The sequence below is a fragment of the Emticicia sp. 17c genome (assembly GCF_037153985.1).
Taxonomy (GTDB): Bacteria; Bacteroidota; Bacteroidia; order Cytophagales; family Spirosomataceae; genus Emticicia.
Map to the genome: position 1 here is coordinate 453,959 of NZ_JBBAYI010000002.1, position 23,410 is coordinate 477,368.

A 23,410-nucleotide genomic window follows, 5' to 3' on the forward strand; every position below is an offset into this window, starting at 1 on the left:
AAATTTTGATACCGCTACATTTCCCATGTCTCATTCCATAGACTGCCTTCTACACCCGTTATCCAGATATCTTTATCACTTGTGATTCTATACAAAAAGTAATTTCTATTTGAAAATCCATAGAAACCCGTACCACTTTTTCTTGCATCGTCAGGTTTATCAAGCCACCAAAAACTACTGTTCTTATTATGAGAAACTGGATATTTTTTCCAAACTTCTTTAAGAAGAACGTTTAATTTTTTCCTACTATCGTAATCTTGATTTCCTAATACCCAATAATCTACTACAAGACTTTCCTTGCGTAAGTTTTTGCTCTTCAGCCAGGCATCAATAATTGATTTCTTCGGAAGGAAAAAAGAAGAATTCATTAACCCTACACTAACAATCAATGTCTTTGGATTAACTAATTTCACAAATGAAGCTTTCGGTCTACTGCTTTCTGAACCGTGATGAGGAATCTGAAATATATCGACGTCTTTGATTATATCCGCATGACTTTTCTCCAGAAAAGCGAATGTCTCGGAAGTAGAGTCACCGGTTAATAACAATTTCAAGTCATCATATTGTACTAGCGTTACCAAACTTGCGGTGTTATTTAGTTCATTACTAGACCTTAATTTCGATTTTACATTTCCTGCAATTATTGAGATACTCCAAGCTTTTTCATTAACTTCACCTCTGGCCAATTCAAAAGTCGAAAAAATAGTCTCTGTTTTGGGTACTGTATATGCTGTACTTTCTCTCCAGATTTTAAGCTCGTTTTTAGTTTCATTTAAAGTAACCTCTATCAAATCGGGGTTACCAAAATGATTTAGATTTGAGCTAAAGAATCCCACACTATAGTTACCCAGAGGCGAAGTATCGGATTTTGCCCGACTAAAGTAAATATTTTTAACATTTACAGTAGGATCTGCTTCGACCAGTAAATCCCAGAATTTATTGTAATGGTCACGGTCGGGATGCGTTATGATTAATTCAATGGTGTTTCCGGCAGCCCACTTACGCAGGACGGCTTGTGCGGTAGTCATTGATTTTTTAGGCATTCTGTCAATACTCCCGCAGTCAATTACATATACTTTATTATTAGGGTCACTTATGATGGTACAGTCTCCCTGCCCCATGTCTACAATAGCAAAATTCATCTCACCTATATTTGCCTCTCCGTTTGTAATCTTGGGTGTTGGAGAGTCGGCGCTGTAAGTTCTAAAGATGCTCATGTGTCCTATATTTAATTTCTTGTATTTTAAATTTCAAACGTTACTTATAACCTCGGATGCTTATTGTATTTAAGCAATAGGCATACACTCGTTCAGGTTTGGTTGGGTTTTTACGGCTTTCTCGGATTAAAAGCACACATTAGTTTTGCAACTCTTTGTCAGTTTTTTTCCGAATTAGCCATCCCTCTTTTATTTCCTGTGGGTCATCGGCCAGATTTGCCCTATCATCAATCGGCTGGATACTTTGTGACAATGACCATTTCGACAACTCATTTTCGAGCCACGCCCATTCTCCACCCCCTTCGGCCGGAACCGGAAAAGCAGGCGTATTGGCATTATAGAGTACTGGTGTAGTCAGAAAGGCTACCTGAAGATTTTCAAGAGCATCGGCAAAATGGCTTGGTGGTATATCAATCATTTTAACTGGTAGTAAGCCTGTGGTAGCATGCACGCCGCCGCGGGGGTCTAACAAAAGGGTAACAGTCATTTTGTTAGACTTATTGCTAGTAGTTAAAGTAATGTTGGTTTCTGTTGGCTCCGAGACTTTATCGGTCGGATTGTTGGTTTTCATGACGTAATAATGCCCATAGTCATTATCTTTGAAGTAGCCTAGTAATCCGTCATCTACCTGTTTCATTTTGCCTAATCTTACAGGAAACTTAATTTCCGTAAAACCGGCGTCGTTTTTTGGTGCGCCTTTATTTACTTCTTTCTCCATATCGTACCAGCCGAGGCTAGTGGCTGGTTGGCCTGCAAGTTCCAGACTCAGGCTGGCCTGCGTTACGGCAATGGGCGAACCAATTAGCACAGCATTACTACCCATCTGTTTGTAGCTTTGGGGTTGAATAAGGCTGTAAGTAGTGTCATTGGCACGCATAAAGCTATCCAGATAAGCTCCGTTACCACCATTATATAAGGCAATAGCCAGCTTTTTTAGCTGTTCGTTTACGTGCAGCCCTATTTCTGAATTAAAAAATTGCTCTATATTCATACCAAAGGTATTACTACCCGGCACACCTTGCCATACTACACGTTTAGCATCTTCGCTTAAGATGAGCGACCCTAGCGGGTTTCCTTCATGATTATAAAACCAAAGGCTTGAATCCAGATGATTGGCCAGTATCCAACCACAGATAGGTGTAGTTATCGGATGCGAATTTGTTTCCTTATTAGTATTAGCCGCTGCCAGCCAACGGAACATTAATCGGGATGGTTGTACAATTGTAGGCGATAAATAAACATAATTAGCCCCTAAACCCTCGGCACTTAGATTATTGGCAACTATAAGTTTACTAGGCGAATCTATTTTTATATTGCGGCCAAAAACATCTACGATAGTTAATGAGGCAATAGACATGACACCTGCTCTTACCGGATTATAAAAATTACCGGGGCTAGGCGCGCTTTCGGTCATTGGCCCTACGGCATCTTTTACTGTAACGTTAGTGAACTTATTAATAGTATCTGGTTTAGGAACAGGGTCTTTAACTTCCAGTTGAAGCACCTTATTGCGCATAATCATTGCATCGTTTATACCACTGATAGATTGCGAAAGCACCGGCGGAAAATTCTTTAGCGTCTCTAATATTTGTTTCAGGTCTTTGTTGAGAGGGTCTAGTGGCTGTGCATCAAGAAATTTCTGTATCTGTACCTGAAAGTTTTCTTCGGCATGAGGCGACATAAAAATTGAGTTGCTATAAGCCTGATATTGTGTCGGCACAGTTATCGGGCCTTTATATTCGTAGCTCACATCGCCCAATTTGAAATTCTTACTCATAAAGTCTTCTGAATAAGAGGCATTGCTATTGCCATCTGGCATAATATCGGCAAACGGATAATACGTAACTTTCCAAGTAAGCGAAAAAGGCAGCCACGGGTTGCCGTCCCAATCTACAAAGTATACCAGCGACGGTGCCAGACCCGAATATGTAATTCTTGACGACCAGTCTGCTGCCGACGAAACGAAAATATAATTCAGCCGTTTCAGGTCGGTTGCTTTTATGTCGACCACAGGTTTTTGCAGCACATATTTATCACCCTGAAGTACATAGAGCGTCAGAAAGAATGTAAAATCTTCGGCACTGATGATACTCTTGATATGCTCTACGGTAGTTACTGGCAAATTCGGCAAGACTGTTGGAGTAGTAAAGCCAACACGGTTGTTTTTAATAATTCGGGTAATATCAGCAAAGCTCATCGTTGCTCCGGCAGCCTGACAAAGCACAGCCATGGCGGTCTGGTTCAGCAGGCAACTTTCTGTAAATAGGGCATGAATCTGGTCGCTGTAATCAAGTGGGATAGCCTGTGATAATTGTGGGGTATTTTGCGCGTCGAAAGTTAGTTGTGCAGTATTGCCAACAAGGTTAGCAGGCAAAGTTGCACTGGTAACTACCTGTGACGATAAACGACATAGCAGGGTATTGTCTGGCATAAAACGCCCGTCGCCACCGTAGCGCTGGGGCGGGTTAATATCCTGCCCCTGAAACAGAATTACAGGTTCGGCAGGTTGCCAGTAACGTGGGGCCGAAATATCAGACAGTTTACAATCGGAAGGTAGTTTAGCTCTGATTTCCTGTGCCAGTTGTTCAATAGGCTGGATTCTAGTATCGATAACTTTCTGATTTAGTGTCTCTATTTCCTTAGTAATCATCTTGGCCATGTTGTTTGCATCCATGCCATGGCTGGGGTCATTATTGCCACGGCGTAGCACTAGCATAAACCGATACCAGTCCATAAAAATCTGTGTGCGCATCGATTCTATTTCCTGCAAATTATGGTCATACGCCAACTGCCATTCGTTCAGTTTGTTCAGGTCATCACCCAAATTATCAGCCAATGCGTGCAGACCTATATTGGTGCCATCATCGTCAATTTTGGTTATCTCCCATATTTTGCCACCCTCCGTAGAAGTGTAAGCACTCGTATGTAGAGCTATTTCTAGGTCTTCGAGGCGGTTCAGTTCATCAATGGTTGTTACGCCTTTCAATTTACCAAGTTGCAAGGCATCGAGCAGCAACTCAATATCTTGCGGATTAGGCAAACCGCCAACCTGTGCAATTAATGCTGCCAGTGCTTGCGACGAAGTATTACCAATAGCTATGTTTATCTTATCGTTTACTGCTTTGAAGCTGTTCAGGTTTTTACCCCAAGTAATATTACCAACCATGCCCGTAACAATGGTATGCGTTACGTTCGGGTTGGTTTCGGCAGTACCCGATGGAAGCGACCATTCACATTGGTTCAGTACGTAATTGAGGAAACTAAAACCAGCATTGGTTAATATACCGTTTAGCTGTACCTTCTGAGCGGCGGTCAGGTTAGCAGCCAACACATACGGGCCGTCTTGCTGACGGATGGTATAAGCACTTTCAAGAATTGCCTTGTCGGATTCCGAAACTTTAGCCAATATATCGTTAAAAGTATCGGGGTCAAATTGTAACGGCAACTGAGATAGCGGGTCAGATATCAATTCATGATACCAACCTACTACATGATACGAAAGCCGAATATTATCGCCGAGTTTATCCAGTTCGGCTTCGGTATCATAAAACCCGAATATACTTTTACAATTTTGATATGATGCCGAGAATTCAGGCGTACCATAACCCACAGCACTTAAGCCTTCGACAAAGTTTTGCGCTTCGAGTGCTGCTATTTCAGGATTATTTTTTTTAAGTACTTGCTGCGCTACCCATGTTTCAAATTCCTGCACACGCCCCATAAACCGGTATTGTTGCCCCTGATTTTTATCGGTTTTAAAAGGAACGGCAATGCTCTGACGCGTATAGTCTGGTTGTGTTTCAGAAACATAGTTACTTTCGACTACCCAAGACTTTACACGGTTTACAGGCTTCGATGGGTCAGAAATATCTGAATATACCCGCGTTATGAGCCACCTGTCGGGCGTTTCAGGAAAAGCAACTGCTCCTGTGTTGTCTTGCGGGCTAGTACCTTTAGTGAGGCCGTCGGGCAGGGCCCAATGCAGGTGCACACCCACCCCTATTGATACCAAACCACTACCCGTCATTATTTTTTCACTCAGGTTAGGCACATCTGTCTGTTTCGAGTCGGGGAGCTTACTAAAATTATATGGAGAAGGTGTAAATATAGCGCCCGCATCGCTATGAACGCACAACGCCTCAACGTTTATCGGAACAATCAGGCCCAAACCATCTGCTGCTAAAGTAGTTTTCATTTCAACTATTGGTTTATGTCAATTTTAAAATTCACCGCTTCCACGCCTTCTACCATTTCAAGAGCAAACTCAGCGGCTGTAAATGCTCCATTGTAAGCAATTGTATTTTCCAATTCTTTTTTCATGGCGTTAGCGAGGTCGTTTATACGCACAACACCTGTGCTGCCAGCACGTGCAAAATCGGCTATCTGCACAGGCGGGGCCACAGTAACAGGTACTTGCTCGCCTGCCGAATGCCCGTCGTGGTCAACGATATACCGGAATGATTTTGTAAATACAGTTTCTCCGCCCACGGCATCGGCATCTACACCAAAATGTAGTACTTCAGGATATTCATGGATGATTACCTTTTTAACCATACCTTCAAACATACATAGCAATACGTTGGGGCTTAGGTGGTCCATACGCAGTAACTGGCAGGGTTTTGTAGCGGCATCATCCAGAAATGCCTCTACCTGCAACCCCTCCCAGCCGCTCACCACACCCGAACGTAACAAAAATCCAGTGATTTTTTCGGTAGGGGTTATGGGGCTGGCACTATTAGCCAGTCTGTCTCTTTCGGCAGCATTCAAATGAAAACTTAAATGGCCTAATACTTTGTTACGCTGTGCTTTTACGCCAAACCTTGAAAACACGTGTAGGTCTCCAAGAAAGGCTTTATCGTGGACACTATCGCCTGCCGTTGAGCGGCCAATACTTAATGCCCCCTCGGTGAGGTAGTCTAGCCACAAGGAATCGACATAAAAAAAGCGTATCGATTCCATAGGCAGCATCGAAACATCAGGCACAATGTAATTAAATGGTACACCATGCAATAGTTTAAGTCGTCCTAACCAATCGGCCAGATTTTTTTCTTCGGAAGATAAAGGCTCTCCTGACAAATTTTCGGCCCGTTTCAAATTCCTTAGCCGGCGCAATTCCGCGGGGTTGCTTAGCGTATTAAGCAGGTTGTTGCTATCTAATTTCAATTGTGTTTTCACCGTCCTTATTATTAATAAATTGTGAAAGTATCTTATTCAGGCTGTGGGCCATTAGTTGAGCCAGTTCAAGCTGTGCTGCATCACGGCCAATAATTCTGGCTTCGTCTGTTTGAGTTTGTTCAGCTTCTTCGTCAACTATTTCTTTCAAAGTCTTTTTAATCATTTCTTCTTCAAAAGCCGATATCGCCTCTTGTGTGTTAGCACGTTTCCAGTTGTATAAAGCAGTGGCAAAATTGCCGTTCTGTAAAGCCAGCAAACGGCCTAGTTGCCACGCAGCAGCAAACGAAACATCGAACATACCTGTGTCGGGGTTATAAGCAGTGCAGGTATCTGGCCCGTTTACCGGAATATCTATTGTTCCGGCTGAAACAAACGGCAGGAATGGACCCTTATACCACGATACGGTATTATCGCCCTGACGGGTATGGTGGTTAAGTGGCACATAACCCATATTAAATGCGTTGTTGATAGCCTTATCGGCTTCACTTGTGCCATTATCAGGGTTTAGTTGTAGCATTGTTCCCGTTGGCTGACCGTCTTTTTTATTAAGGTTCAGTAGGTAACCAGAGAAGGTCTGGTCTTGCTTTGTTGCAAAAAACTGCCACTGCTTCAGCAGAATCATACGGACGGTTTCGGTACCTGCCGGAATATCGGCGCTTTGGCTCCCGTCGTTGCCGGGCAGGTATTTAGCATAGTTTTCAAATGATACCAGACAGGCCACATTTTGCGCTCCGGTTATGGGCAGCCGATTGGTAATTACCGTAGATAACTTAGGGCTATCTGTTTCGCTTGAAAGCGTTTTTAGTTTGTCGAGGTATTTGGCTGATTGTTTATTAGTAGGCTGAATTTCACGCACATGGGCTAGCCATGGCAGGTCGGCTAATGTAGGGGCTACCTGATTAAACAAAGCCACAGGAATATCTATTACCATGCAGCTATCGGTGTACTGCTCGCCATCTTCGAGTTCGAATGGAGGGAAGAATGTACCAGCCGGGAGTGTACCGCTTTTATTTACATTAGTCAGTTCGAGCAAAGTAACTTGTTTAATGGCAACAGCGGGGTCTGTTTCGTAAAATAATAATGTACCCAGCCACGGAGCTTTGTCAGCCTCAGCATCAAAGCCACTAGCCCCCGAAACTGCGTTTCGCTCCCACGGTAGTGTGCCACGGTTGAGGCAGACGTGTGCCAGCACATTGGCGTATTCTCCTTGCGCACTTTCGGGTGGATACACCGACGAAATAAGGCCGGGTAGCGAAAACCGTGGACTACGAACCCCAAACACATTTATGTTCTGGTAGGTGGTTTCCTCTATCTTTCCGTCTTTGCTCGATATTGTTTCTTCTACGGTAAGTTTATAGGTACCTCCTACGGCAGCACTCTCGGCAGCACCCGTGGCACTAGAGGTAAGCGGAGGTAGCATGTGCTGGTAGAAAATCAGGTTACCAGTTAGTGGCGATTCTTTAGCAGGGTTGTTTTCAATAGTTAACGTCATATATATGATTTCTTTTAACCTGTATGCAGGATTATCATTACATAAAATATTCGAGTGCTTTTAAGTATTAATAAGGTGGATTATTTCACTTGTCGAAAACTATTTGCCCGTACAGGCACATCTGGCAAAGTGGCTGATATACCTATCCGTAACCCTTATTCCATATAGGTGGCATTGCCGTTGCCTCAATACGATTAACTGGTAACAACTACTACACACACAGCCATATAGCACAAGTTGAGAACTTCCTATTGCACCCGCCAACCTGAATTTTGGTAAAGGCATTCGTATAGGCACTTATACCACGATATTTTACTACTTGAAAGAAAAAATTTGATTTGCTAAAACAGCCACACTGACCAGCATAGATTATTGATGGTCTTAACGTCAATGAGTAGCTCACAGCTTCATCTACTCTACCCTAATTTCTGCATTTATCTGAAGCCACAAAATGAAAAGTTCGTTCGCTATTGCAGGCTATATAGCCCATAATGCCAAAGATAGTGTACTATGGCAAGAAGTATTTTTCTATCCTTTACACCGGAAAGGGGGTCATAAGTCTCAAAATCAGAAATCCGGTTAAAGCCATTATCATCGCCCAAAGTATAATGTAATATCGACGGTGGAGGTGGCTTTCAGACAAAAGTTTTCTGTACGTGTAAAACTCTACACGCATTAAGGATTCTTTTTGAGAATACGTAAGGTAAGAAAAAATGCAAAAGCAAAATAAGGAACAAAGTATTATAGCACTCACTTTAATTTAGTTTTACTCAAGTTGTAATAATGCTAATGTACAGGCTTTTTTTTTAACTTTTTAGAATAAACAAAACTATTTATCCAGTGGTATAGGGTATTGATATAAAACCTGTTAAGGTTAACTGAATATTGAGTAGTATATGATGCTACCAGAGAAAAACTTGAGGTATGAAAAGGTTTTTTAAGGGCTTAATAAGGCAAATAAGCGATAATTGTAATGTGAGAAAGAACAAACAGATTTATTCTATGGCAGGAATAAATACGGTTCGGGTTTTTATATGAAACAAGCACGAAATCTTGACGATAAATGAAACAATAATGGTTTTATAATGCTCTGGCTAGTTGTTGTGGTAATTGTTTCGTATTTATGTTCTTGGCAGAGTAAAACCCTGAGACAGTTTCAGGGTGCGCCAAGATTTTCGGATTAACTGCCCAAAGCTGATTACAGAAAAACCTATGAAAACAAAAAGAGGTAATCATTTGGTTATCAAATAATTACCTCTTTATTTTTGTTGACCCACTAGGATTCGAACCTAGACATACAGAACCAAAATCTGTTGTACTACCCTTATACTATGGGTCAATCCTGAACTTGTGGGTGCAAAAGTAAGGCTTTTTTAAAAACGAAACAAGTCTTGTCAAAGAAAAAAGTTAAAATTTTACCAATTTTTTATTTTTTCATTAATTAAATCTAACAAAAACTGTGTTTTAGGACCAATTTTGCCTGAACCAAGCACCGAATCATCGACTTTTGTAATAGGTAGTACCCTTTTGGTGGTGCTAGTGGTAAATACCTCATCGGCTTCTAATAGTTCTGTCAGTTTTACGCTTCTTTCTTCTATTTTGAAATGCCCCTTAGCTAGCTCAAGGGTTGTCCGGCGAGTAATACCTTTCAGAATATCTGTATCTGGTGTAATAAGGGTATCGCCTTTAAAAATAAACACATTGCTTCGGCTTAATTCACTAATGTAGCCATTTTTATGGAACAGTACGTCTGAAGCCTGAGCCGCCTTGATGTCGGCCTGTAATATCATAAAGTGTTTGTAGTCGGTACTTTTTATTTCAGGTAAATCTCTTACATATTCATAAGCAATTACTTTAATGCCTGAGGTATATTCTTCTGGTTTAACGGGGTGAATATCCTCGCTGATAATTAACAGATTAGGTTTACTCATAGAAACGCTATCTTCTGCATAACCGCCTGTCAGTACAAATCTTATGGCACAATCATCCAGTCCACTTTTTTCAATCAGGCTCATCACAACCTGATAGGCTTCATCTTTCTGAACAGGATTAGGTAAACGAAGTAATCGGGCCGAACGCTCGTATCTTTCCCAGTACCAGTCCCATTGAAAAGGACGGCCATTATAAGTACGAAAATAGTCGAACAGACCATATCCGCGAAGTAGCCCGAGGTCAGTTATATGAATATTTGTTTGCTCTACCGAGTCAATTTTACCATTAAAGTAGCAGTGATGCGCCATTGGATAATGTTTAATTAAATTAGAAGTACAAAATTATTATTTTCCGATGTTTGTCTCAAAAAAATCTCCTTTGTTCCAAGTTGGTCTTTCAGGATTTTGTGCAATTAAATAGCTTATCAGAAAATTTACTTGTGCATATTTTTTACCAGCCGACCACACAAAAGTATCGTTCACTTCGTCGGACGGTTTATGATAATTAGCTTCGCGCCAGATTTTTACTTTTTGGGCCAGATTTTTCTCTATCGTTGTTTTTTTGTACCCGTATTTAATATGCAGTGCCGGAATACCCGCCTTCACAAAATTATACTGGTCGCTACGCACAAACCGGCCTTCTGTTGGGTCGGGGTCAGGTTCAACATTCAGGCCCACTATGCTGGCAGCTTCTTCAACTACTTTTAACAAACTACTATGCTCGGCACCTAGCGGAGCCACAGACTCCAGTGGGGCAAGTATAGTTGGCATATCGGTATTAATATCGGCTACAATTTGCTGTTTGGGTAATGTAGGCATGGCTGTAAAATACCCAGAACCCAAAAGGCCCAGTTCTTCGGCTGTCATCATGGCAAAAACGATAGAACGTTTGGGTTTTGTAGCAAGATTGGCATACGCACGCGCTATTTCCAAAGCACAAGCTACGCCAGAGGCGTTATCGTGCGCACCATTATAAATAGAGTCTCCGTTTACTGGTTTACCCACGCCCACGTGGTCAAGGTGAGCCGAATGAATCACAAATTCGTTTTTTAGTTTAGGGTCTGAACCTTCTACTTTTCCGATAACATTATAACTCTGAATATCTTCAAAATTTGACTCATAATGCCCTGATAGCGTCGTTTTAAGGGATTTGCTGACATAAGCCCCGTTTTCCAGAGATTTCCAGACTTCGTCTAATACAATATTTTCGGCCTGCATGATTTCTTTAAGCATAGCTACGGTTATGCCGCCTGCTACCTGAATTTTGCCCCCTAAAACCGATGCCGAACTTGCCCGTTTTCCGTCTGGTAGAACAGATACAGAAGTACCATTCTGTGACATATTATTGGCCAATGCCTTGAATTGAACAGTGTTATTGGTATAATTACAAACCAACACACCAATAGCCCCGTTTTTAGCGGCATATTCCTGTAAAGTAGCCGGATACTGCAAATGCAGCTTTACATTGGCCGATACATTCTCGGGTACTTTTCTTAATACTATAACTATTTTGCCTTTTACATCAAGGTTTTTATAATCTTCAATGTTAATTGATGGCGCATCAAAGCCTGTACCTACAAAAGCCAACTGGGCATCAAAATCAACCGATTTTTTCTCAGGGTGTGGATACACAAACAACTCATTACCAAGATTCAAAGGCTTTGTGTCTCCGTTAGGTAAAGTCAGTACAAAACTGGCTGTTTCTTTGGTTAATCTGCTTTTTCTAAGCGTAACTTTTTGCAGATACGTTCCGTTTTCGCCCGCAGGTTTTAAGCCTATTTCCTTGTATTGCCTCTGTATGTAATCAACGGCCATCTGGTAACCTTCTTTTCCGGGCTGCCGGCCTTTTAGTTTATCATCGGCCAAATAAACCACATGCGCTTTGATACGATTGGTGTCAATCTGGTTAATGACATTTAAAACATTATTACTGATAGGCTGTTGCGCAAACGTCAGAAATGGTAAAAGAGAAAGAAAAAGGCAGATGTTTTTTTTCATGAATTTTTTGGCAGGTATTTGTTTGGTTCTGATGAAACTCAGCTATGAAATTTTCTGCTAAGTTAACGAAAAAATTATTAGTCTGATTTTTGGGCCTATTAAAATACCCTAAAGGTGAGTGGTTTATTTAAACCTAAATCTTTCAGGCAAGAAACCATGAGAATTGAAAATAACAGATAAAATAAATTCAGCTTGATGCTATCTGAACATTTTAGCATCTTTACAGCATTATATACTACTAACAGAACCTTGTACGTTTGAACAAAAAATATCATTACAGACAGCGTTCTTTATTTTAATATTAGCACAATGAAAAAAATATTTTTGATAGCCCTACTTAGTTCTTTTGTAAGCATGGCTTATGCGCAGTCGGATACCCTGACAACCGATAAAGTAGCTAATTATGTTGATAAACCTGTGATTATAAAAGGTATAGTAGCAGGGGCAAGGCGTTTTGAATCAGGCAATGAGCGCGCGCCTTTTCTGCTCATTAATCTTGATGAAAACTATCCTAATAGCCCGTTAACGGTAGTTGTATATAAAGAAGTACTCGAAAAAATAACCATCAACGAGAACGAGCTTACAGGCAAAAAGGTAGTTGCTAACGGAAAAATAAGTGTTTTCAGGGGGCGGCACCAACTGGTAATTGAAAAACCGGAAGACCTGAAAATCAGTAACTGAAAGCCTATAAACAAACAGAGCCACTCATGAGTGGCTCTGCTGATATATGAGGTTTCTGTTAGCCTATCATTAACGATTCTCTGCGGCGCATTTTTCCTGCCGGTATCCCGAACATCATCTTGAAACGACGGCAGAAATAGGCGGTGTCTTTATACCCTACTTCATGCCCGATGGCACGAATGCTTTTCTTTGAGGTACGAAGAAGCGTAACTGCGGCTTCCATACGTTGGTACTCGATGTAATCCTGCGGGTTAATGCCTGTTAGCATTTTGAAATATTGCCCTACGTAATCTTCTGAAACGTTGGCAACGTTAGCTAATTGCTTGTTCGATAAATCTCCGGCCAAGCTATTCTTGATATAAGTAAAGATGTCAATCAGACGTGGGTCTTTGAAATAAGTACTATTGGTAGCCAGTTGCTCAACAAACATTCTGTTTCTGAGAATATGGCGTACAATCTCGATAACTATTTCTTCAGTTTTATTTTTAATTACTCGTCCACGGCCTACTTCATCCGAAAAGTCTTCTTTCAGAATATCATAAATCAAGGAGCCAAGTTTTGAGTGCTGCTTAATAAAGAATGGCGGAATATCAAGCGAAGTAAAGAAGTTAACCGAGTCAAAAACTTTTGCTTCAAAGTTTATCAACCCAAACGAGTTAGGTACTTTACCAATCACCGCCGACTCCGTCATGGTTTCAAAATAGCTCTCACGGCGAGTCATAAACTCTTCAAATGAGATATTTTTAGGTTCTCCTACCCCATAGCTAATGGTAGCGGCTTTACCGCCGGGTATGAAAAGTAAATCGCCTGGCTGTACACGCTCATCATTGCCCGCTAATTTTACATCTCCGTCATAAAGTATCAGAAGGGAGTTTTCAACGTCATAAACGTTTTTAATTTTTATTGGTTGCAAAATTCTGATATGGCGTGCTTTAGCGAATTTCACACCTAAAGATTCTATGATTTTATTGTAATCTTCCATTTTGTAGGAGCATTTTCGTGATAGCTTAGAATACTAAACGCAATGTATTAACAAATATTGGACAAAACTAATATTTTTCCATTTTTTTTCTAACAAAAGAAACATAAAAGATGTTCCTTTAATCATATTTTTTTACAATAAACCGACAATTTTTCTAAAAAAAGTCTAATTTATTTTATATGTATATACATTATTTTTGTTGTATTTTTCAGTAAAATTCCAATATTATTGGGTATATATCAAGCAAAAAAGGCTCATTTAGAGCCTTTTTTAATACAAAGAAATATGTGTTTTGTGCTAATGGTTTATAGCTTATTTCAAGATTTCGCGGGCAATAACCAGCTTTTGTATTTCAGATGTACCCTCGTATATCTGTGTAATTTTGGCATCTCTCATGAGGCGTTCTACGTGGTATTCTTTTACGTATCCGTAACCGCCGTGTATCTGCACAGCCTCTGTTGTAGCCCACATGGCTACTTCTGACGCAAAAAGTTTTGCCATAGCTGCTGCCTGTACAAAATCTTTGTGTTCGTCTTTTAAGCGGGCGGCTTTGTATACCAGCAGGCGGGCGGCTTCAATTTTGGTAGCCATTTCGGCCAGTTTAAACTGAATTGCCTGATGCTCACTGATTGTTTTACCAAAGGCTTTTCGTTCTTTCGAGTATTTCACGGCCAGTTCGTAAGCACCGGCTGCTATGCCTAATGCCTGAGCTGCTATGCCTATACGCCCACCATTAAGGGTTGTCATGGCAAATTTAAAACCGAATCCATCTTCGCCGATTTTGTTTTCTTTAGGCACTTTTACATCAGAGAACATCAGTGTATGAGTATCTGACGAACGAATCCCCATTTTATCTTCTTTTTTACCAACCATAAAACCTTCCCAGCCTTTCTCTACAATAAGGCAGTTAATGCCTTTGTGTTTGAGTTCAGGGTGTGTCTGGGCAATTACCAGACATACCGACGACGTACCTCCGTTGGTAATCCAGTTTTTGGTACCATTCAGCAGGTAGTAGTCTCCTTTATCTTCGGCAGTAGTTCTTTGAGAGGTAGCGTCAGAGCCTGCTTCTGGTTCTGATAAACAAAAGGCTCCGATTATCTGGCCCGATGCCAGAGGGGTCAGGTATTTCTGTTTTTGCTCTTCTGTACCGAAACTTTCTAAACCCCAACAAACCAACGAGTTATTAACCGACATCACAACCGAGGCTGAGGCATCAACTTTTGAGATTTCTTCCATAGCCAACACATACGAAACGGTGTCCATACCACCCCCACCATACTCCGGCGACACCATCATGCCTAAAAAACCTAATTCACCCATTTTCTTGATTGCTTCATGCGGGAACGTTGAGTGTGTGTCTCGCTCTATTACCGTTGGGAGTAGTTCGGTTTGCGCAAATTCGCGAGCAGCCTGCTGAACAGCCAGATGCTCTTCTGTTAAGTTAAAATTAATACCTTCAATTGATGTACCTGCCATGTGATTATAGTATTTGATTGTTGGTTTGTGATAGAATGATAGCAAAAATAAACAAAACAAAAATAGTATGCAAGCATACTATATGAAGAAAAAAAGGAATAAAGCAAATGGATTTATGTGGGTATTGTTTATAAATCTTTCAGGATATTTTTTAAAACAGCTTGTGCTGACCATTCTCTGTTAGCTGCCTGCTGAACTACAATCGACTGGTGGTCAAGCACTTCGTCGGTTACTTTCAGGTTGCGGCGCACAGGCAAGCAGTGCATAAACAGACCGTTGTTGGTGAGTGCCATTTTTTCTTTGGTAATCATCCATGAGGGGTCTTGAGTGAGTACCTGCCCGTAATGTACATAAGACGACCAGTTTTTGCCATATACAAAATCGGCCCCTTGAAGGGCTTCGTTCTGGTCATAAATTACTTTTGCATTACCCACAAATTCGGGGGCTAGGTCGTATCCTTCGGGGTGAGTAATTACAAACTCATAATCGGTCATGTTCATCCACTCACAAAAAGAGTTGGCAACCGCCTGCGGCAGTGGCTTGAAATGAGGCAACCATGTAAGCACCACTTTGGGCTTCTCAGTTTTCTTGTGTTCTTGTATAGTAATGAGGTCGGCTAAAGACTGGCACGGGTGCCGCGTAGCAGACTCAAGGTTCACAATAGGCACGCCTGCATATTGTTTAAACTTTTCCATGACTATCTCGCGGTAATCGGCTTCACGGTTTTGTAAACCCGCAAAAGCTCTTACCCCAATTATATTACAATAGCTGCCTATAACGGCTGCGGCTTCTTTTACGTGTTCGGCTTTGTCTCCGTTCATTACTACGCCGTCTTCCATTTCGAGTTGCCAGCTATCCTGCCCCACGTTCATAACCATTACATTCAGGCCCAGATTCTGCGCGGCTTTTTGTGTACTAAGCCGGGTTCTTAAACTTGAATTGAAAAAGATGAGCCCTATGGTTTTGTTTTTTCCTAACCCTTGTTCTGCAAAAGGTGCTTTTTTCTGACGAATCCCCTCATTAACTAACTCCTGAACATTGTCAACATCCTTTAACGAAATGAAATTTCTCATTTTTCTTTGGTATATATCTGAATAAGCAAGTGAATGATATAAAATCTGTTTAATTCCAGACGACATTAATGCCTACAAGAATTAACTGGTCGGCTTACCCGGCGGCCTTTCTTTGTATATAATAAAGTTTTTGATAGCGGCTCTATCAACGTATGTTATCCTTAATACTAAGAAATGTGATTCTACCGGATATTGTTCCCGAAACGTAAAATATAGCCCCTCAAATCAGCATAAATAACTGCCCGAAAAAGCCATGTTTTCTCATAAGCTCAGTAGGCATATTTCCTTACAGATACAAGCCAGCATATTTGCCACAAATATGGTTATTTGAAAAATAATTACAAATAATTAATTCATGACAAATGATATTTAGGCCCGTTCGTTCAGATATTTCGTCAATAAAAATAACGGATAGCTAAAAATCAGAAAAATGAGCGCATAGCGGCTACTATCTAAATCTTTATAGACAGCCCCTATTAAAAATGCCAGTGAGATAATAATTAATACCACAGGAATGAACGGATACCCGATTACCTTGTAAGGGCGAGGCAGATTTGGTTCTTTTTTACGAAGCATAATTACCGAGGCAAAGCCTGCAATGTAGCACATTACGAAAAAGAAAACGGCTATGTCTGACAGTTTCTCGCAAGTGTCTTTCCCACTCAGAATAAGCAGAATTGAGCAAATGCCTGTTAGTGGCATGGCTACCGAGGGGGTTCCGCCACTATTTACCTGTTGGGCTTGCTTAAAAAACAGGCCGTCGCGGCTCATAGAATAAATTACTCGTGGCGAGAACATAATCTGGGCATTAAGAATGCCGAAAATCGAAAGCGTAAGAAAAATGGTTACTATCTTGGCCGACCCTTCTCCAAAAATCATTTTTACGGCATCGGCCGCGGCTAGTTTTGAGGTAGCCAGCATATCTAATGGCATTATATAAAGTATAGCCAGATTCACCAGCAAGTAAATGGCAATAATAACCAGTACTCCGCTAATCATTGATTTAGGAAGGTTTTTAGCGGGGTCGGTGTTTTCTTCTGAAAAATAAGCGGCTGTATGCCAGCCGTCAAAAGTATAAAATACCGATTGCAACGAAATAATAATGCCCGTAATCAGGCTCGGTCGGGCTACTTTTTTGGTAGTTTCAAGCAGGCTTTGGCTTTTTACATCGCCACCATACACAAAACACACTATTACAAAGGCAAATAAACCGATGGCTTTCAGGAAAGAAACTATTTCTTGTGACCGACCTGCCGACTTTGTGCCTAACCAGTGAAAACCCATGAGTAAAATCAGAATCCCGATGGCCATGTATCTGATATATGGGTCGGCTTCAGGTAATAACAAAGCTACGAACTCGCTCATGGTATATGCCCCGAAACCCAATGCCGCCACAGTGCCGAGCCAACTGGTAATGCCCGTTACAAAGCCAACGTAATCGCCAAAAGCCCTTCGGGCATATACATACCAAGCTCCCGCCTTTGGTACAGACACCCCAAGCTCAATGGCACATAAAACCCCTAAAAAAGCATAAATACTTACCAGAACCCAAACAAGCATAATAATGGCAGGGTCGCCGAGGTTTGAGGCAATTATACCGGGTTTACGTAAAATGCCGGTGCCAATAGTGCCACCTATGGTTACTGCTATACCAAAACCAACACCTAAAAGTTTGAGAAGTTCGCCTTTATTTTTTTCAGAAGCCATGCTTTATTTTTATTACTTTTAAACGAAGATAGCAATTTATAAGAAAAACGAAACAAATAGTAGAAAAACAAGAATAGGCTTTAAACCCTTAAGTACACTTATACACAAAAAGCGGAAGTGTAGTTATTTAATAATCAGATTTTTACAAACCTATTAGTTGCTTGTAAAATGAGCCGTGAATGAGTAAAAAATTTGTTTATTTTGATATATCCGCCAGCTGATTTACCTGAAATGTAGCTATGTGAAATTTTCTATTTCAAAGAAGGGCAACTAAAAGGGGCCATCTAAAAAGTTAAAAGTGTAAAATATTATTTACCCTAAATAAACTTTCCAGATAGCCCCTTTTCTTCTTTATTTTAGAATCTTGCTTTTACAGCCAGCAGAAAATTAGTACCTGCCTGCGGATAATAGAAATTCTCGGTAACTACTTTTTGCTCATATATATAGCTGTAAGTATATCCGTTAGATTCGTATAGATGATTCAATACATTATTTGCCAGTAAACTGAAAGTTAACTCTTTCATGATTTTAGGTGCAACGGTATAATTGACACGTAAATCGTTCACAAAAAACGCATTTAACTTGCGCTTATCGTCAGAGGTGTTATCCATGTATTGTTTACCTACATATTTGGGCAACCAAGCAAACTCCAGATTCTTTACAGGCATATAAGCCAACTGCCCGCCAGCAATTACATTAGGCGAAAAAGAAATATCTGTTTTGCTATATTTATTTATTTTGTCAGCTTCGCCATCATAATTTACAATCGTTTCGGTAAAGTTTCTGATTTTATTCTGGCTAAATGTTGCATTGGCATTTAAACGCCATTTCGGGGCAAATTTCCAGTTAGCTACTAACTCAATTCCGGCCCGATAGCTTTTCGGAACATTTACCCGTATAGCTTCTCCTACGCCATTTACCTGCCCTGTAAGTACCAGTTGATTTCTATAATTCATATAGTAAACATTGGCATCGAATGTAAATTTCTGCTCAGCCCAACGATACCCCGCTTCAAGGTCTTCGAGGTGTTCGGGCTGCGGAGCTTTAGCGTTATCGACAAAGTCGGTACGGTTAGGCTCTTTATTACCAACAGCATAAGAGGCATAGACAGATGCCTGTGTGCTTAACTGATAGTTTAGTCCGACTTTAGGGTTAAAAAACTGATAAGAAGCCTTTTGTGTAATATCCTGTAATTTATCGGCTATGCCTTTCATATCATAGCCAACTGTACGATACTGGATGTCTCCGAACAAGTTAAAGTTATCGGTTACCTGATAGAACAACTTTCCGAAAATATTGAAGTCAACTTTTTTAGAGTGGCTTTCATACCAACGGTAGTCATTGCTTGGTGTAGAGGCAAATTTGGTCCAGATTACTTCTCCGAAGTGGTCGCCGTCATACCTGTTCCATGCTCCACCAATATTTGCCGAAAGTTTCTTGTTACTTTGGTAATCGAACGAGTAAGTAATACCATAGAAATGGTTATCGAGCCATTTTCTGCGCACGAGGTCGGTACTGCTGATGGTGTCGCCACCCATAATTACATCGGGCAGTTTATAGTTAGCCAGTGCATCGTCTGATTTGAACTGCTCATAGTAGCCTCGCCCCCTAGTATAATGTAAAGTAGGGTTAAAAGTCCATTGGTTATTCAACTTGAACGAAGATATTAACTGATAATGGTCTTGCTGGTAATTATCGACCTGATTAGGGTAGGTATACGGGTTATACGTACGATTAGTCTTGAGCAGGCTTTCGGGTACGCCTTCCCACGCTTGGTAAGTTACTTCTTTACCTGAGAAAATATTTAAACGGATAAAATTACTTTTGTTATAATACCCGCCTGACACATAGAACGATTTCAGGTCAGAACTAGCTCTGTCGATATAGCCATCAGAAGCCAGTTTTGACAAACGTACATCTACCACAAAGTGGTTGTTCAGTAAACCCGTGCTTGCCAGTACGTTGGCTTTTCTGGTATTAAAGGAGCCATACGTAATATTTGTTTCTCCGAAAGCCTCGCGTTCATACCCTAGCGTATTAATGTTAAGGCTGGCTCCGAAGGCCCCCGCGCCGTTGGTTGATGTTCCCACCCCTCTTTGCACCTGTATGCTTTGTACACTTGAGGCAAAGTCGGGCATATTAACCCAGAATGTACCCTGCGATTCAGAATCATTGTAAGGCACGCCGTTCAAGGTTACGTTAATACGGGTTGGGTCAGAGCCGCGTATCCTGATTCCGGTATAGCCTACGCCCGCGCCGGCATCTGAACTTACTACTACTGATGGCAACTGATTAAGTAAAAAGGGTAGGTCCTGACCAAGATTTTGCTTTTTAATATCTCGCTGATACACATTGGTAAAAGCCATACCCGTTTTTTCGTTAGCACGAGTCGACCTCACAACTACTTCATTCAATTCACTGATTCTGGTAGAATCAACTTCCTGCGCAGCCGCAAATAAGGTACAGGAAAGATACACAAGCGAAGCTAGTACAACTTTTGTAAAGTTTTTTTGTTGATTGAAATTGGCGATTAAAACCGCTTTTGTTAATTTTTTCATTGGTTTACGAAAACTTTAACAAGGCAAAGGAGTAAAATCTTGTAAGCATAGCTAGGCCATGCTCTGATGGAACAAAATTTTAAGTGGAATCTATGAGCAAACCTCTGGATGCGCATCCGTAAGACCTGCTCTCTCTCCCTTCGGCAGAATTACCTGCATCAGGTTCGATGGGTATAATCTCAGCCCGTTATATTAAGGCACCCCTTTTGAGATAAGTTTTGCAAAGAAAACGTTTTTTTTAGAAAACTTGTTTATATTAGTGATAGAAATTTATAACGTATACAAAGAGTTGTTGCAAGAGCCTGAAAATCAAACAATTCCGTACTGATGTAAATTTTGAATTTATTTATTAAAATGTGTGAAGTTATGAATCAATTTATGGTGGAATTTGATTTGCCAGTGCCTTTCCCTGAAAGTTTCATTGCCAAAATACCGTATCAGAGAATTGCTGTAAATCAACTGTTGGAAGAAGGGAAACTGCATTCTTACGCGTTGTCGGCCGATAGAAGTAAACTTTGGTGTGTGGTAAATGCCCAAGACGAACTCGAAGTAATGGATATTATTGCCGAGTTTCCGTTAATAGACTATATGCACCCTACCATTACAGAACTGATGTTTGTAAACTCGGTTGTAATGAAAGTGCCTACTTTTTCTCTGAACTAAACAAACGTGGTTTAGCCGTAAGATAAACCACGTTTTAAATACATATCTACAAACAAACCAATGCCTAATTTTCTTGTTGCCAAAGATTTAGCACTGCCCGATAATTATTCTGTTATAGAACTGGATGGCCATAAAACCCAAACCCTCAGAGGATTTTATGAAGAAATAGCCGATGCGCTCGCTTTTCCTGAAGAATTTAGTTTTACGCTGGATGGCCTTGACGAAATGCTAAGCGATTTGTCTTGGCTGGAAGATGAAAGAATAGTTGTGTATATTTCTCCGTCGGAGTTATTTATTGAAAAAGAGCGTAATCCTGAGAAAATGTCGACTTTGCTCAATTTACTTGATGCCATTTGTGAAGACTGGCGTTGGGAAGAAGACAGCGAAGACATCCGTAAAAAAGAGTTACTCTTTGCTTTTTCTGATAGCGCACGTATCAGAGAGCTACTTGACAAACAGGAAATAAGTTACAGAAGCAATTGAAATGGATTACATTCTTAGACAATGGCAATCGGGCGATGAAAAATCTTTGGCAGAACAAGCCAACAACTATAAAATATGGCGGAATCTGAAAGATATATTCCCGCACCCATACACCCTTGCTGACGCCTACGAATGGATAAAAATAGCGCAGGACTCTGCCGCAAACTTTGCCATTGTAGTAGATGCCAAAGCCGTTGGAGGAATTGGCATTCTGCTTAAGGAAGATATTTATCAGAAAAATGCCGAAATCGGGTATTGGTTAGGCGAAGCCTATTGGGGCAATAATATTATCTCGACTGCCATTACAGATGTTGTTAATTACACCTTTGCCAACTACCCTGTTCATCGTATTTATGCCGGCGTGTTTGAATACAATGCGGCTTCTATGAGAGTGCTTGAAAAAGCAGGCTTCATCAAAGAAGCCATTTTGCGCCAATCGCTTTTAAAAGAAGGAAAACTCTACGATGAACATATTTATGCCCGATACCGAACCTAAGCTCAAAGCCCCTCTATTTTAATATGTTTGGTTTCAAGGTATTCAAAAACTGCATTTCTTGATAGCTCTACCCCATAGCCGGAGTCTTTCCAACCTGCATAGGGGGCATAATTAGTGTTTACAGCACCGTTATTAATACATACAGTTCCGGCCTCTAGTTGCTCGCTCAATAACATACTTGTTCTGAAATCCTTCGTAAAGGCATAAGCTACCAGACCATAATTTGTATCATTAGCTTTACCAATAGCTTCTTCAAGTGTTTCAAAGGTTTCTATGGCTACAATACAACCAAAGGTTTCTTCCTGCATAACTTTCATGGCTGCATGGCAATTGTCGAGAATAGTAGGTAAGAAATAAAACCCTTTTTCATATTGCTCTCCCTCAGGGGCTTTTCCTCCCGTTACCAGCCATGCCCCTTTACCCATAGCATCGGCAATATGCAGGCGCGAGGTTGTAATGCCTTCGGCTGTTGCCATAGGGCCTAAATCTACCGCACCATCGCTTACGCCATCGCCAATGGTTAGTTTTTCGGCCAGTTTTTTTAGCTCTGCCACTAAAGCCTGATGCTGTGATACATGCACATACACCCGATTTACACTACTACACGACTGCCCCATGTTTCTGAATCCTTTATAGGCGATAACGGTAGCCGCATTTTTTATGTCGGCATCTTCACACACAATGGCTGGGCATTGCCCCCCTAATTCTAACGATATTTTTTTAAGGTATGGCGCTACGGCTTGCATGAGTTTTTTACCTGTAAGGGTAGAGCCTGTCATGGCTACTTTTTTCACCAGCGGGTGCTGCGCCAGAACATTACCAACAGTAGACCCCTGCCCTGTAAGTACATTAATTACCGCAGGCGGAATGCCCCCCTCAACCAGAGCCATACAAAAAGCCATAGGCGAAAGCGGCGTTACAGTAGTGGGCTTTACCACAACCGAACAACCCACAGCCAACGCAGGCCCAAGTTTCCATGACAACAAAGAAACGGGGTAATTCCACGGAGTTATTAATGCACAAACACCCACAGGGTAATACTTTACCATCGAAAAAACGCCTGTTTTCTCGGTTTGGTTTACATAGCCTTCAACACGTACGCCCTCGGCGGCAAAATAATCGAGCGTATCACAGGAGCCTATTATTTCCGACTTTGACTGGTTGAAGGGCTTGCCTTGCTCAAGTGCCATCAGCATTCCGATGCGGTCGGCCTGTGTGCGTACATAAGCCGTTGCTTTTTTAATAATGTTTTCACGTTGATAAGCCGTTTGCTTACGCCATTCCAGAAAGCCTTTCTGAGCAATTTCGACAGCCAGATTTACGTCTTGCGCAGTAGCCAGCGCAATAGTTGCAACAGCTTGGCCGTTTGCCGGCGAGTAAACAGTACTCGTTGAACCATCAGATGCCGCTTGCGATTTACCTTCAAGAAAAAGCCCCCAGACTTGTCCTTTTACACTTTCGATAAGTTCTGTATTCAT

At 41.1% G+C, this 23,410-nt stretch carries 17 protein-coding genes, 1 tRNA gene and 1 riboswitch; of the genes, 5 read left to right on the top strand and 13 right to left on the bottom strand.

Annotated features, from left to right (window positions below):
• Positions 1-14: 14 nt before the first annotated feature.
• The 4 genes from WAA15_RS06455 to WAA15_RS06470 all read right to left on the bottom strand — a co-directional run bounded on the left by WAA15_RS06455 (position 15) and on the right by WAA15_RS06470 (position 7,884).
• Positions 15-1,217 carry a ComEC/Rec2 family competence protein gene (locus WAA15_RS06455; protein ID WP_337041838.1) on the bottom strand — a complete coding sequence of 401 codons (1,203 nt, stop codon included), beginning with the start codon at positions 1,215-1,217 and terminating at the stop codon, positions 15-17.
• 139 nt (positions 1,218-1,356) lie between these two features.
• Positions 1,357-5,412 carry a hypothetical protein gene (locus WAA15_RS06460; RefSeq protein ID WP_337041839.1) on the bottom strand — a complete coding sequence of 1,352 codons (4,056 nt, stop codon included), beginning with the start codon at positions 5,410-5,412 and terminating at the stop codon, positions 1,357-1,359.
• A 5-nt stretch (positions 5,413-5,417) separates the two neighbouring features.
• Positions 5,418-6,392, bottom strand: coding sequence for a hypothetical protein (locus tag WAA15_RS06465; RefSeq protein ID WP_337041840.1), 975 nt, complete (start codon positions 6,390-6,392; stop codon positions 5,418-5,420).
• Complete coding sequence (locus WAA15_RS06470; RefSeq protein WP_337041842.1) at positions 6,367-7,884, bottom strand: hypothetical protein; 1,518 nt, start codon at positions 7,882-7,884, stop codon at positions 6,367-6,369. The genes WAA15_RS06465 and WAA15_RS06470 overlap by 26 nt, the downstream gene beginning before the upstream one ends.
• 451 nt (positions 7,885-8,335) lie before the next feature.
• Between WAA15_RS06470 and WAA15_RS06475 the strand changes: the two genes are divergently transcribed.
• Entirely contained in the window at positions 8,336-8,467 is a 132-nt protein-coding gene (locus WAA15_RS06475; protein ID WP_337041844.1) for a hypothetical protein, read from the top strand.
• Positions 8,468-9,152: 685 nt separating this feature from the next.
• On the opposite strand, the gene WAA15_RS06480 is transcribed toward WAA15_RS06475, so the two are convergent.
• From WAA15_RS06480 to WAA15_RS06490, 3 genes are all read right to left on the bottom strand, one after another.
• Positions 9,153-9,223, bottom strand: a tRNA-Gln gene (locus tag WAA15_RS06480).
• A gap of 76 nt (positions 9,224-9,299) precedes the next feature.
• Complete coding sequence (locus tag WAA15_RS06485; RefSeq protein ID WP_337041846.1) at positions 9,300-10,124, bottom strand: aminotransferase class IV; 825 nt, start codon at positions 10,122-10,124, stop codon at positions 9,300-9,302.
• A 36-nt stretch (positions 10,125-10,160) separates the two neighbouring features.
• Entirely contained in the window at positions 10,161-11,813 is a 1,653-nt protein-coding gene (locus tag WAA15_RS06490; RefSeq protein WP_337041848.1) for a M20/M25/M40 family metallo-hydrolase, read from the bottom strand.
• A gap of 309 nt (positions 11,814-12,122) precedes the next feature.
• On the opposite strand from WAA15_RS06490, the gene WAA15_RS06495 reads away from it, so the two are divergent.
• On the top strand, positions 12,123-12,494 hold the full coding sequence (locus WAA15_RS06495; RefSeq protein ID WP_337041850.1) for a hypothetical protein: 372 nt from the start codon (positions 12,123-12,125) through the stop codon (positions 12,492-12,494).
• A gap of 58 nt (positions 12,495-12,552) precedes the next feature.
• On the opposite strand, the gene WAA15_RS06500 is transcribed toward WAA15_RS06495, so the two are convergent.
• The 5 genes from WAA15_RS06500 to WAA15_RS06520 all read right to left on the bottom strand — a co-directional run bounded on the left by WAA15_RS06500 (position 12,553) and on the right by WAA15_RS06520 (position 20,290).
• A complete protein-coding gene (locus tag WAA15_RS06500; protein ID WP_337041852.1) occupies positions 12,553-13,476 on the bottom strand; it encodes a helix-turn-helix domain-containing protein in 924 nt (307 codons plus the stop codon).
• Between the two features lie 312 nt (positions 13,477-13,788).
• On the bottom strand, positions 13,789-14,928 hold the full coding sequence (locus WAA15_RS06505) for an acyl-CoA dehydrogenase (RefSeq protein ID WP_442892775.1): 1,140 nt from the start codon (positions 14,926-14,928) through the stop codon (positions 13,789-13,791).
• Between the two features lie 152 nt (positions 14,929-15,080).
• Positions 15,081-16,025, bottom strand: coding sequence for an N-acetylornithine carbamoyltransferase (locus WAA15_RS06510; RefSeq protein WP_337041855.1), 945 nt, complete (start codon positions 16,023-16,025; stop codon positions 15,081-15,083).
• Between the two features lie 369 nt (positions 16,026-16,394).
• Positions 16,395-17,732, bottom strand: a complete 1,338-nt coding sequence (locus WAA15_RS06515; protein WP_337041857.1) for an APC family permease — start codon at positions 17,730-17,732, stop codon at positions 16,395-16,397.
• A gap of 356 nt (positions 17,733-18,088) precedes the next feature.
• Positions 18,089-20,290 (bottom strand): TonB-dependent receptor, encoded by a 2,202-nt coding sequence (locus tag WAA15_RS06520; protein WP_337041859.1) that lies wholly within the window; start codon positions 20,288-20,290, stop codon positions 18,089-18,091.
• Between the two features lie 117 nt (positions 20,291-20,407).
• Positions 20,408-20,505, bottom strand: a riboswitch (TPP riboswitch).
• 151 nt (positions 20,506-20,656) lie between these two features.
• Between WAA15_RS06520 and WAA15_RS06525 the strand changes: the two genes are divergently transcribed.
• From WAA15_RS06525 to WAA15_RS06535, 3 genes are read left to right on the top strand one after another with little or no spacing between them, the layout of a single operon-like run.
• Positions 20,657-20,953, top strand: a complete 297-nt coding sequence (locus WAA15_RS06525) for a muconolactone Delta-isomerase family protein (protein WP_337041861.1) — start codon at positions 20,657-20,659, stop codon at positions 20,951-20,953.
• Positions 20,954-21,013: 60 nt separating this feature from the next.
• Complete coding sequence (locus tag WAA15_RS06530; RefSeq protein ID WP_337041862.1) at positions 21,014-21,436, top strand: barstar family protein; 423 nt, start codon at positions 21,014-21,016, stop codon at positions 21,434-21,436.
• Position 21,437: 1 nt separating this feature from the next.
• Positions 21,438-21,932: a GNAT family N-acetyltransferase gene (locus WAA15_RS06535; RefSeq protein ID WP_337041864.1), complete on the top strand. Its 495-nt coding sequence runs from the start codon at positions 21,438-21,440 to the stop codon at positions 21,930-21,932.
• Between the two features lie 2 nt (positions 21,933-21,934).
• Here the strand turns inward: WAA15_RS06535 and WAA15_RS06540 are convergent, their stop codons facing one another.
• Entirely contained in the window at positions 21,935-23,410 is a 1,476-nt protein-coding gene (locus WAA15_RS06540; RefSeq protein ID WP_337041866.1) for an aldehyde dehydrogenase family protein, read from the bottom strand.

Excerpts from the sequence above, each read along its gene's own strand:
- WAA15_RS06500 (WP_337041852.1), bottom strand. The coding sequence starts at position 13,476 with ATGGAAGATTACAATAAAATCATAGAATCTTTAGGTGTGAAATTCGCT.
- WAA15_RS06495 (WP_337041850.1), top strand. The coding sequence starts at position 12,123 with ATGAAAAAAATATTTTTGATAGCCCTACTTAGTTCTTTTGTAAGCATG.
- WAA15_RS06470 (WP_337041842.1), bottom strand. The coding sequence starts at position 7,884 with ATGACGTTAACTATTGAAAACAACCCTGCTAAAGAATCGCCACTAACT.
- WAA15_RS06490 (WP_337041848.1), bottom strand. The coding sequence starts at position 11,813 with ATGAAAAAAAACATCTGCCTTTTTCTTTCTCTTTTACCATTTCTGACG.
- WAA15_RS06485 (WP_337041846.1), bottom strand. The coding sequence starts at position 10,124 with ATGGCGCATCACTGCTACTTTAATGGTAAAATTGACTCGGTAGAGCAA.
- WAA15_RS06510 (WP_337041855.1), bottom strand. The coding sequence starts at position 16,025 with ATGAGAAATTTCATTTCGTTAAAGGATGTTGACAATGTTCAGGAGTTA.
- WAA15_RS06530 (WP_337041862.1), top strand. The coding sequence starts at position 21,014 with ATGCCTAATTTTCTTGTTGCCAAAGATTTAGCACTGCCCGATAATTAT.
- WAA15_RS06535 (WP_337041864.1), top strand. The coding sequence starts at position 21,438 with ATGGATTACATTCTTAGACAATGGCAATCGGGCGATGAAAAATCTTTG.
- WAA15_RS06460 (WP_337041839.1), bottom strand. The coding sequence starts at position 5,412 with ATGAAAACTACTTTAGCAGCAGATGGTTTGGGCCTGATTGTTCCGATA.
- WAA15_RS06475 (WP_337041844.1), top strand. The coding sequence starts at position 8,336 with ATGAAAAGTTCGTTCGCTATTGCAGGCTATATAGCCCATAATGCCAAA.
- WAA15_RS06540 (WP_337041866.1), bottom strand. The coding sequence starts at position 23,410 with ATGAATACAGAACTTATCGAAAGTGTAAAAGGACAAGTCTGGGGGCTT.
- WAA15_RS06455 (WP_337041838.1), bottom strand. The coding sequence starts at position 1,217 with ATGAGCATCTTTAGAACTTACAGCGCCGACTCTCCAACACCCAAGATT.
- WAA15_RS06520 (WP_337041859.1), bottom strand. The coding sequence starts at position 20,290 with ATGAAAAAATTAACAAAAGCGGTTTTAATCGCCAATTTCAATCAACAA.
- WAA15_RS06515 (WP_337041857.1), bottom strand. The coding sequence starts at position 17,732 with ATGGCTTCTGAAAAAAATAAAGGCGAACTTCTCAAACTTTTAGGTGTT.
- WAA15_RS06525 (WP_337041861.1), top strand. The coding sequence starts at position 20,657 with ATGAATCAATTTATGGTGGAATTTGATTTGCCAGTGCCTTTCCCTGAA.